Source organism: Acinetobacter sp. YH12255, from assembly GCF_013417355.1.
Lineage (GTDB): Bacteria > Pseudomonadota > Gammaproteobacteria > Pseudomonadales > Moraxellaceae > Acinetobacter > Acinetobacter pseudolwoffii.
In genome coordinates this window covers 21,663-33,655 of the sequence record NZ_VPEC01000003.1, presented here as the reverse complement: position 1 = coordinate 33,655, position 11,993 = coordinate 21,663, and the positions used below count along the sequence as shown (strand labels likewise).

At 35.4% G+C, this 11,993-nt stretch carries 9 protein-coding genes; all 9 read left to right on the top strand.

What is annotated here, in order from left to right; genetic code table 11:
- Positions 1-1,213 precede the first annotated feature (1,213 nt).
- On the top strand, positions 1,214-2,218 hold the full coding sequence (locus FTV30_RS02005) for a hypothetical protein (RefSeq protein WP_180000927.1): 1,005 nt from the start codon (positions 1,214-1,216) through the stop codon (positions 2,216-2,218).
- 252 nt (positions 2,219-2,470) lie between these two features.
- Positions 2,471-4,039 (top strand): type I restriction-modification system subunit M, encoded by a 1,569-nt coding sequence (locus FTV30_RS02000; RefSeq protein ID WP_180000926.1) that lies wholly within the window; start codon positions 2,471-2,473, stop codon positions 4,037-4,039.
- Positions 4,039-5,241, top strand: coding sequence for a restriction endonuclease subunit S (locus tag FTV30_RS01995; protein WP_180000925.1), 1,203 nt, complete (start codon positions 4,039-4,041; stop codon positions 5,239-5,241). Before FTV30_RS02000 ends, FTV30_RS01995 begins: the two co-directional genes overlap by 1 nt.
- Positions 5,205-5,702, top strand: a complete 498-nt coding sequence (locus FTV30_RS01990; protein WP_180000924.1) for a hypothetical protein — start codon at positions 5,205-5,207, stop codon at positions 5,700-5,702. Before FTV30_RS01995 ends, FTV30_RS01990 begins: the two co-directional genes overlap by 37 nt.
- Positions 5,699-8,578, top strand: coding sequence for a type I restriction endonuclease subunit R (locus FTV30_RS01985; RefSeq protein WP_180000923.1), 2,880 nt, complete (start codon positions 5,699-5,701; stop codon positions 8,576-8,578). The genes FTV30_RS01990 and FTV30_RS01985 overlap by 4 nt, the downstream gene beginning before the upstream one ends.
- Positions 8,579-8,658: 80 nt before the next feature.
- Positions 8,659-9,171, top strand: a complete 513-nt coding sequence (locus FTV30_RS01980; RefSeq protein WP_180000922.1) for a hypothetical protein — start codon at positions 8,659-8,661, stop codon at positions 9,169-9,171.
- Positions 9,172-9,238: 67 nt separating this feature from the next.
- Positions 9,239-10,162: a hypothetical protein gene (locus FTV30_RS01975; RefSeq protein WP_180000921.1), complete on the top strand. Its 924-nt coding sequence runs from the start codon at positions 9,239-9,241 to the stop codon at positions 10,160-10,162.
- A gap of 127 nt (positions 10,163-10,289) precedes the next feature.
- Complete coding sequence (locus FTV30_RS01970) at positions 10,290-10,484, top strand: AlpA family transcriptional regulator (protein WP_002047799.1); 195 nt, start codon at positions 10,290-10,292, stop codon at positions 10,482-10,484.
- A gap of 1 nt (position 10,485) precedes the next feature.
- Positions 10,486-11,850 (top strand): DUF3987 domain-containing protein, encoded by a 1,365-nt coding sequence (locus tag FTV30_RS01965; RefSeq protein WP_180000920.1) that lies wholly within the window; start codon positions 10,486-10,488, stop codon positions 11,848-11,850.
- Positions 11,851-11,993: the final 143 nt, after the last annotated feature.

Below are 11,993 nucleotides of genomic sequence, written 5' to 3'. Positions count from 1 at the left end.
CTATCTCATTTAATACAAATCTTACTATTAAGATTTGTATCACAATTTCCGCAAGTAAATACTTGCTTTATATGCGCTACTCACCATCGCTCCCACACTGAAAAAAATACAACAGACTTTTAACCAATTTAAGCCTTTTTATTCAGTGCTTCCCAAGTTATTTCAAAAGTGTCTTAATGTGCAGACCGTTTATCCTCTCGCCTGTATACATGCTTCCTGTTTCCCCCGACCGTAGTTCCTTAAAAAATATCGGGATATGATGTATACACAACTTTGTAAAGGGTAAAACTCTTACACTCCAATCAGCATCTATCGATTAATGCCGTTACACGTTTAAGCTATCCAGCGACCCATTCAGCTTGCGCAAAATGGTGCCAGCTTTTCCAGCGTTAGCCTCAAAGCCCTAGTACCTTACGGCACTCTCAGCAGCCATCGTGATTGGAAATGAGCATACTTTTCCAAGTAAAAAAACTTGTTCGATCAAGCACACACATTCAGCTATTAACGGAGACTATCGCACATCCTATGCTGCTCCTGACTGTATCACTTTGAACAGGGTTTCAATGTTCCACTATTTTCATAATTTCACACCTAACTTGGCTATTACTAACCAAATGACCATTTCACGATAAATCGCTTATAGGCTCCCGTTTCCTTGTCGCCCAACCACTTTTTATTTGCTTGGAACTCTTAGAAAGTGAATGAACGGATAGAAAAAGGATATTGCAATCCTCTAGCCCCCGTTGCAACGTACCGAGCGAGGTTTCCCCAGCAGTCCGCTACATCGGCAGTATGAAGATGGTTAGTCTTATACTCAGGGCAATATGTATCAAAGTTTTTGAATGGTGGTCAGCCATTCAAACCACTTCAAAAAAAGAAAGTTGGAATGGATGGTCAATCCACAATTCGATTGATATGCAGCCATATTATCAAAGTTAATTTAATATATCAATAATATTGATATATTATTTAAACAAGTATAAGATTTGCTGATCAAGTTTCGTAATGCGCACTAGGAACTACTTTATTGTCACCTTACAACGTGAGGTGACAGTGCTAGCGCAATTTGATTAATGCTGATTGCTGACGCGCTCAGCAAAATGGGAAATGTAGAGAAAATTATTGTTGATGAACAATTCAAAAATGGATGAAGAAATTTGGACTTAAGTGGATTGTTGATTGACATGAAAAGTGCATAGTTGGATGACATAAAATGATTGATTACAGCCCCCACACAAAATACACCGCACAAAAAATTCAAGATAAGGTCACAAGAGGATCATATTTTTACTGCAAATTTATAGTGCAAACTGAATTAGGTAAAATTGATATTGAAAAGATTATTCATAAATTAACCGAACGATATTCATTAAATTTAACCAGTCGGCAAAGAACATATCGACTAAAACAAGGATTACCTGTTGCTGATCTCATTGTTCAAGACATTCTTTATAAAGATGCATGGTTATTTGTCTTGTTGATCAAAACCCCTAATAGCCATCGTCACAGCAAAGAAACCATAGGCAAAGTGACTTCAACAACCATATCAGCATATACATCAAAAGATAAAATTGCTGAACTTGAACCTGTCATCTGGGACAAAATTACAGTCGGGCAAGAATTAACTTTTATCCGTCAATACTATAAAGACAATGAACAATTTAATTTCATATTGAATAAACCTTATCTATGCTTAGATTTTGGGAAATGTGAGGCTGAATTAGTACGGTTAAGCCATAAAAAGTATGCTGAACATCAGACTAAGTTTTACCGTAAAAGTAACAAGAATTTCTCATGGACGTGGCGATTTAAGAAAACTGAAATAGAAAAACTAAAAAGAGAATTAACCCAAATTCTCAATCGAGTGATTTCACAGAAAGATCAGACCAAAGCGCTCAATGATCTTCTTGCATGGCAGAATTATTTTAAAATTTATGCTGTATTCAGAGGCAATCGACAACAGGCGGGACGTTTATATACCTTCGGGAAACTATTCTTTTTCAGTCGGAAAAGACAACGATGGGATCAAGCACAAATGCCTGTGATGGACTTAACAATAATCGCGCGTTATGAAACCTATGCGGATTCTTATACTGAGTATTGTATGCGTAGATATTTTTATGAATCCTTTGAAACAGAGCTTCCACGTGAAATTTCAAAAACTGAAGATTGGACATTAATTAATGCGTATATTGATGCTGAATATGACCAACTTTAACAAACCGTCTTGTTATTTATTTTACTTATAAATATTCTTCCAAGCATCTGTAATTCTGATATAAGACTTAATTTAAATTATGATACTTAACCTGTTAATCTTTTTAAAATCCAAATAAAACCTTATATATCAATATTATTGATATGCATTTAGTACGACAAATCCTGTCTTTCTATATCCAATTTTGCTGAAAAAACTTTAATTTTCGGTACACTAGTCATGTTTTATTCATTTCATCGGACATGCATAACAATGACCCAAGTACAACTGCAACAATTACAAAAACAACTTTGGAATATTGCCAATACTTTGCGTGGCACCATGGGCGCCGATGAATTCCGTGATTACATTCTGGGTTTTATTTTCTTTAAATATTTATCGGAAAAGTCGGTGAACTTTGCCAACGAATTGCTCGATGGCGAAGACCTCAGCTTTTTAGAATTAGATGAAAATAATCCTGAGCATGTGCCATACATCGAAGAAATTAAAAAGAATACCATTGCCGAAGTGGGTTATGCGCTCACACCCAAACAGCTATTCCATACCTTAGCCGAGCGTGGTCGTCAGGGCGAATTCATTCTGGATGATTTAACTGCGACCTTAAAATCAATTGAACAAAGTACTTTAGGCACCGACTCTGCCGATGACTTTGCCAATCTGTTTGAAGATTTAGATCTAAACTCGACCAAGCTTGGCAATAATGCTAATGACCGTAATGCACTGGTGGCGAAAGTCCTCAGTCATTTAGATGACATTGATTTTGATATTAGTAATACCGAAGCCGATGTACTGGGGGATGCTTACGAATATCTGATTGGTGAGTTTGCATCAGGCGCGGGCAAAAAAGCGGGGGAATTCTATACCCCACAAACGGTATCGACTTTACTGGCGAAGATTGTCACCCAAGGCAAAGACCGTTTACGTTCAGTCTATGACCCGACCTGCGGTTCAGGTTCGTTGTTGCTACGGGTAAAACGTGAAGTGAAAGATGTCGATATGATTTACGGTCAGGAAATGAACCGTACCACCTACAACTTGGCACGCATGAACATGATTCTGCATGATGTGCATTTTGCCAAGTTCGACATCAAGCAGGAAAATACTTTAACCCGTCCGCAGCATTTAGACAAAAAGTTTGATGCGGTGGTGGCGAATCCGCCATTTTCTGCAAAATGGTCTGCCGATCCGTTATTTTTACAAGATGAACGCTTTGCTGCGTATGGCAAACTGGCGCCAAGTTCTAAAGCCGATATGGCTTTTGTACAGCACATGCTGTATCAACTGGATGACAACGGCACGATGGCGGTGGTGTTACCGCATGGCGTTTTGTTCCGTGGTTCGAGTGAGGGCGTGATTCGTCAGTATTTGATTGAACAGATGAACGTGGTGGATGCGATTATTGGTTTACCCGCCAATATTTTCTATGGCACGTCTATTCCGACCTGTATTTTGGTGTTGAAGAAAAACCGTGAGCAGAGCGGCAATATTCTGTTTATTGATGCCAGCAATGATTTTGAAAAGCAGAAGAACCAAAACAAGTTATTGCCTGAGCATTTGGATAAGATTGTTGCGGCATTTGAAAAGCGTGAAAATATTGAAAAATATGCGCATGTGGCGACTTTGCAGGAAGTGAAAGACAACGATTACAACCTGAATATTCCGCGTTATGTGGATACTTTTGAAGCGGAAGCCGAAATTGATTTAGATGCGATTGCAAAACAGCTTCAAGCTTTGGAACACGACAGCCAAAAGACTGATGCCATCATTGCAGATTTTTGCAAAGAGCTAGGCATTGTTTCACCGTTTGCGGAGGTGAAGTAATGGCTGCTCCAAAGTTAAGATTTAAAGAGTTTGATGCAAATTGGTCTTTGAGTTCATTGGGTAAGATGACCACTTATTTTAAAGGCTATGCTTTTAAATCTGAATCTTATAAAGATTCAGGAATCAGAGTTATTCGTGTGTCTGACTTAGGAAGAGAGTCAATTAAGACAGATAATGATTCAATTTATATTGATGCTAATAATGCATCAGCTTATGAGAATTGGATTATTAAAAAAGATGACATCATAATTACAACAGTAGGTTCTAAACCACATTTAGTAGATTCTGCAGTTGGTCGTCCAATTTATGTAAAAAATAATAATGAGGGTCTATTAAATCAAAACTTATTAGTACTGCGTCCAATCGATAAAACAGTAGATTCTTATTTTATTTACGCTCAGTTGTTAGATAAAAAGTACTTAACACATATTGAACTTATTCAAAGAGGAAATGCAAATCAATCAAATATTACTGTTAAAGATTTGCAAGATTTTGAAACGTATATAACTTCCAAGAAAGAACAAGCCAAAATAGCCTCTTTTCTATCGAACGTGGATGAAAAGATTAGCCAACTGAACCAAAAACACGAACTGCTTAGCCAATATAAACAAGGCATGATGCAAAAGCTGTTTAGTCAGCAGATTCGCTTTAAGGCGGATGATGGGAGTGAGTTTGGGGATTGGGAAAATATTTCGGTTAAAGAAATTTTCGATGTAACTAGGGGGCAGGTTTTAGCGGTTTCTAATACGGTATCAGTTGCAGATACAGATTATAAATACCCAGTTTTTAGTTCTCAAACTAAGCAAAAAGGTTTGATGGGATTCTATAAAAAATATTTATTTGAAGATGCACTAACATGGACAACTGATGGCGCTAATGCAGGTGATGTAAATTTTAGAAAAGGTAAATTTTATTGCACGAATGTTTGCGGTGTTTTATTAAGTAAGAAGGGATACGCAAATCTTTGTATTGCTGAAATATTAAATAAAGTGACTCACAAATACGTTTCCTATGTCGGTAATCCCAAATTGATGAATAATGTGATGTCAGAAATTCCTATTACTATCCCAAGTAATTTAGAAGAACAAACCAAAATCGCTAATTTTCTATCTGCCATTGAGCAAAAAATTGAAGTCGTGACACAGCAAATTGAACAGGCTAAAACTTGGAAAAAAGGCTTGTTGCAGCAGATGTTTGTGTAGGGAAAAACATGAAAATATACAGGGGAGTAAGTAAAACTAAATTTGAAAATGATGATAAAAAACTTGTAGTAAAGGGTAGAAGAAGCCAAATTGAATTACTTGCTGGATCAGAGGAATATTATGCAGGTAATGATATTTTTCGTATCGGTGCAACTGATCAATATAATGCAGCATATTTACACAATTACGATTCTCAGATATCAAATACAGCCTTTATTTCATGTACTACAAATTATGAAGTAGCTAAAAAATTTGCAACTTATGAAGGATATTCCGATGGTTATATTTTTGAGCTTTCGATTCCAGACGAAATAACTAATGTCGTTGTCATAGATGATCATAACAAAGCAGCAACTAACCCTCATGAGTTTGAAGTTCTGTTAGATCTAACAAATTATGATTATACAGTTCCTCAAGAATGGATTGTAAATATAGAAGAAATTACAGGTAATCTAACGTGACTATCCAAAGCGAATACCAACTTGAAAACGAACTGATTAGCCAACTGCAACAATTAGGTTATGCCTCAGTCACGCTCAAGGACGAAAGCCAGCTACTATCCAACCTGAAGACCCAGATTGAACGTGCCAATGGACTTGCGCCACTGTCAGGAACGGAATGGAAGCAGGTCATTAGTTTTCTCAATACAGGTACTGTATTTGAACGGGCTAAAAATTTACGTGACCAGTTTCCTGTTAAATTTGATGATGGTACCAGTAAACACCTTTTTTTCCTGTCTGATGATCCTAGCAAAAATATTTATCAGGTCACCAATCAAATCACCATCGACCACCGTGACTATAATGGCAGAACCAGCCGTTTTGATGTGACCTTACTGGTCAATGGTTTTCCTTTGGTACAGATCGAGCTGAAAAAACGCGGCATGGAAATCGCCGAAGCCTTTAATCAAACCCAACGCTATATTCGTGAAGCCTATTGGGCAGGGCAAGGATTATTTGGTTTTATTCAGCTATTTGTCATTAGTAATGGTGCCAATACCCGCTATTACTCCAACGGCACCACAGGCATCGAGTTTGCCTTTCCGTGGGCGGATGTCCATAACAAACACATCAATGAAATTGTCGACTTTGCCGAAGCTTTTTTCAATCAGCAGCATCTGACCCAAATGCTGACTCAGTACATGGTGCTGCTAGAAACCACCAAAAGCCTGATGGTGCTGCGTCCCTATCAGATTTATGCAGTACAGAAAATTGTGGAGCATGTGCAAAACTCCGATCAGAACGGCTATATCTGGCACACTACAGGTTCAGGCAAGACCCTGACTTCATTTAAAGCCAGTCAAATCATCATGCAAATGCCTGATGTGGAAAAAGTCCTGTTTGTGGTGGATCGTAACGACCTCGACACGCAAACCTCACGCGAATTTAATGCTTTTAAAGCCGACAGCGTCGACAGCACCGATAACACATCGACCTTGGTAAAACAGCTCGATCAACGTCATGACAAACTGATTGTGACCACCATCCAAAAGCTCAATCGGGCCATCAGTACCGAACGTTATTTAGAATCGATTGATTATCTTAAAAATAAAAAAGTGGTCTTTATTTTTGATGAATGTCATCGCAGTCAATTTGGTGAGACCCATCAGAACATCAAAAAATTCTTCAGCAATGCACAAATGTTTGGTTTTACCGGTACGCCTATTTTTGAAAAGAACAGCCAAAGCAAAGCAGGTTTAAAGCTCACCACAGATTACCTGTTTAATGAGTGTTTGCATAAATACGTGATTGTTGACGCCATCCGCGACCGTAACGTCTTGCAGTTCCAGATTGATTATCGGGGTAAATACACCGCCAAAGGCATGGCGACGAATGAAAGTTATGAGGAAGATGTAGAAGGCATCGATACAAAAGAACTGTATGACAACCCGCAACGCCTAGAAATGATTGCCCGCTACATTGTCAATATTCACGATACCAAAACCCGTAATCGTGAATTTACCGCGATGTTCTGTGTTAGTTCGGTCGAAACACTGACCCAATATTACGACCTCTTTGAAAAGGTGCAGGCTGAAAAGCAAATTGAAGATGAAGCACAAGGTCGGATATTTAAACCGTTGACCATTGCCACCATCTTTTCCTATGCGGCAAATGAGGCTGTACCGACTGATGACTTAACTGGCTTGATTCATGAAGAAGCCGCAGATATTCCAAGTCAGGTCAACTCATCCAGTCGGGATAAGCTGGATCGTTACATTGCCAATTACAACCGACAGTTCAAAACTAACTACAATTCAGGTGATCAATTTTATGCGTACTACCGCGACATTGCACAGCGCGTAAAAAACAGACAGATTGATATTCTAATCGTGGTCAATATGTTCCTCACGGGCTTTGACTCTAAGCCGTTAAATACCTTGTATGTCGATAAAAACCTAAAATATCATGGCTTGATTCAAGCATTCTCACGCACCAACCGTGTCTATAACGATAAAAAACCATTTGGCAATATCATCTGTTTCCGCAATCTGAAACGCGCTACAGATGAAGCGCTGGCGCTATTTTCCAATAAAGAAACGACCAAGATTGTACTTGTTCCCAGCTATGCGGAAATCGAACAGGATTACCAAGCGGCGGTGAGCAAATTGTTTGCCTTGACGCCCAATTACCAATCAGTCGATGACCTTGTCACAGAAGAGCAGCAACTCGAATTTATTAAAGCCTTTCGTGAAGTGATGCGCTACAACGCGCAATTACAAACTTTTATTGAGTACGATCAAGACCAAACACAACTCGATAAGCAGCACTTTGCGAATTTCGCCTCTAAGTATGCTGACCTATGCCGTGCCGTTAGAAAGACCACCAAGAAAGAAAAAGTATCGGTATTGGATGATGTCGATTTTCAGCTGGATTTACTGCACAGTGACCGTATCAATGTTGGATATATCATCAACCTGCTACAGCTTGTTGTTGATACAGACTCAGAGGACAAGCGTCAGAAGTACCAAGCGCAAATTTACGATTTAATCAGTAGTGATATTAGCTTGCACGATAAGCAAGACCTGATTCAAAAATTCATTGAAGAAAACATGCCTAAGATGATCAATGGTCAAAGCGTACAAGATGCCTTTGCACAATTTTGGGATATCGAAAAAGAACAGGCTTACCAGCAGCTTTGTGAACAGGAAAATCTAAAGCCTGAAGCGATGAAAGAAGTACTCGATCACTATGAATATACGCATCGTTTGCCACGTAAAGAAGAGTTGAAAGACTTACCGAACTATAAAGTAAAACTTTTTGAACGGGATAATGTCTTCACTAACTTGCTGGTCAAGACACGGCAGTTGATTGAAAGGTTTTATACTGGTTTTAATTAAATAATACACTTCAAAATGTGACTTTATTTCCAGAGAGTAAGCAGTGAAATTAGACTATATAGCAGGAACCGTGATCACTCATGATTAAAAATATGGATTCTTTCAAGCTGTCCTATGTGTATTTCTTTCCAGTGGCCTTTTTCCCATTTTGGAATATCTATCAATTTAGAAATGATCCAGATATTAAATCTTGGTTATTTAGAAATTTACTTGTCAGTTTTATAGTTATTTTGATTCCACTTTTTCTTACTTTAAGCATGATGATTACTAAGGTTTTATACAAAGATCAGGATAAAAATACAGAATATCGCTCAATAGGTTTAGGGTTACTATGTTTTTTATTTCTCACAGGAAGCAACTATTACCAATTTCAGAAATTTACAGTAGGAACAGACCTATCCATTGACTATTACCGAATGGCTATAATGATGAGTTTTCTAATCGCTTGTTTTATATCAAGTCTATATTTCATATTGAAATATAAAAAATACTCACAAAAACAATCAGTTAATTTTAATGTAAAAACAATGAGGTTTATGGCGAGTACTTCCATCTCCTTCTTTATATCAGTAATCACCATTTTTATTATTTAAATTATAAAATTGTTTAACTTTTATAATTTAAATAACTCCTCAAAATTTATTAATTGATAGGTTTATTATGAATAGTGAAGAAATTGCAAAATTATTTAACTTAGATCAAGTTGATTTTGAAAAATGTATAAGTTCTGAAGAGTATGAATCTAAATTATTAAAACAAGCAGATGACGCTTTCTTTAATAATTATTTTAAAAATGAAGAAATATTATTTGCTGCTTTTGATTTTTACTATTCTATAAAACTACTAGAAAATAATGATAATTTAATAACACTTAAAAACTTATTAAATAACAATAAATTATTAAGATATTTTCAAAGTGAAAAATTAGGAATTTTTGGTCTTATAATTATAATAACAGCATTTGATAAATCCACAGACTATGATATTTACAATATTGAAAATGAGGAAAATTATAAAAATAATAAAACCCAGAAAATATATGATAATTACATTAAATTCACTAATGAAACAGAGGATTTTTTTGATTTTAAATCATGGTTTAAAGATGAAATTGAATTAATGACAGCAAATTTATATTTATCATTAAGAGCAATGATTGTTCAAAATGAAAAACAAAGAAAAATTTGTGAAAATTTAATTTTAAACAATTTAGACCTAAAAAACTTATCGGATTTTGATTATATTTTTAATACTTATATTGATAATATTAAACAATCAAATATAAATAATAAAGAATTAGTTGATAGAGAAAGAGATTTAAAAATTAATAAATTCATTAGAAATTTATATAACATGTTTAAATCTCTTAAAAATCACATTCTTTCCAGTGCTATTATTTGTGAAATAGTTTCAATTATATATGATCGTCAAAAAGATAAAGGTAAAATAATGGATTTAATAGATAAAGGAAATCCTCATTTTACAATTACAGAATATGAGAAAAAATATATACGTGATCAAGATCATAATATTATTGCGATGGAAATCGTTAGGTACGGACTCAACAATGACTCCCCCACCTAGTCAAAATCACATATAACAATCTATGTCAAGACCATCTAATCCTGTTTTTTTTGTGGGTTTAAGAGCATTACTCTTTTTTTGATTATTTATAAAAATGCATGTATCTACTTTTTACATGAGAATTGAAATGCTAAAGACAAAAAAAGAAGTCTGCGAATTATTAAGTCTTACACGTGATGGTCTGACAAAGTTACAACAGAAAGATCCATCATTTCCTCGACCTATAAAATTTTCAAAAGAACGTCAAGCTCATGCATATTTTGATATTAAAGAGCTACAGGAGTGGCTTGAGTTAAAAAAATCTGAAAGAGAGGAATATTAAAATGAGTAATATTCTTTTATCTGAATTATCTAAAGATCAATTGATTGAAAAAATTGAAGAATATCCAATTTATGCGTTTCCAAAAATAGTTGCTAATGCGATTCAAAAATCTGCTTATTATCATCATGTTCCTGTTGCAGTCGCGGCTCAAACATATTTAGCTCAAATGTCATTTATCGCACAAAGATTTATTAATGCGCCAAGCGATAAAAAAGAAAGTGGACAGCCAGCAAGTTTGGCTGTATTGACAGTGTTTCCATCAGGCGAAGGAAAAGATGTATGTAAAGATGATGCTGCAAAAATTGCAATCGAAGTCGATAATACGAATATGCAAAGTTATAATGAAGAAATAACAGCATGGAAAATAGCGCATCAAAAAAATAAAGGTGAACGTCCGATTAGTCCTCAATCTATTTTTGTAAGAGCAACCACGCAAGGTGTATTAAAGCATATGAGTATTAGCCCTTCTACAAGTTTTATTTGGAGCACCGGCGAAGGCGGTTATTTATTTGGCGGCTATTCTCTGCAAAGTGATACAAAATCAGATGCTTTAAGCACATTAACAGATTTAGTTGATCGAGGAACAGTAACTACAAATTTAGGAGGTGATGATAGTACTCTTGTTATGAATAAACGCTTTTGTCTGGATATAGCGGTACAAGACGTTGTTGCACGACCATCTCTTGAAAATGAAATGTGCAAAAAACAAGGTTTTTTTGCAAGATTTTTATTTGCTGCACCTGAATCATTGCCTTTTAAGCAAATCACAAAAGATAGTCGTAAATTAAAGTCTTATGATGATAATGATATAAATATGTATTGGAGCTTATGTCGAGAACTGCTTGACCCAATAAATTTAGCTATTGATACAGCTGAAAGACAAGTTATTATGAAAAATGACGAAGCTGACGATATTCATATTGAATATGAAAATTATATTAATTTTGAATCTCAAAAAGATGGTTTATATTATTCTATTCAAGCAAATGCAAAACGAACAAAACAATATGTTTTAAGAGTTGCGGCTATTCTTTCTTTTTTTGAATCTAAAAATATAATTGATGCCAAAATCATGAGAAATGCTATTGATATATGTAAGTATTCTCTAAATCAATGGCTAATATATTATAATAAGGGTGAAAAAACAGATAGTGAAATACTATTTTCTTGGATTAAAGAGCAATATAAACGTGGAAATAAAGTAATTTTAAAATCTAGCATTAATCAAAATGTTAGGAAAGTAAAAACTGCTCAATTAAGAGATGCAGCCCTAAAATACTTAATCGAAGCTGACTATATCAATATAGAAGAAATCGGAAAAAGAGAATATATTTCATTGACTAATAAAGCTCTTGAGAACATCTAAATTGCCTAAAACAACTAAAATATATACATGGTAAGGCTTTGAACGTAGATTGTAATATCTAATGAAGTCTAAATTGTCTAATGCTCAATTTGAGCTTAGACAATTTAGATCATCTTAGACCTTAAAATTCAGAATGTAAAACT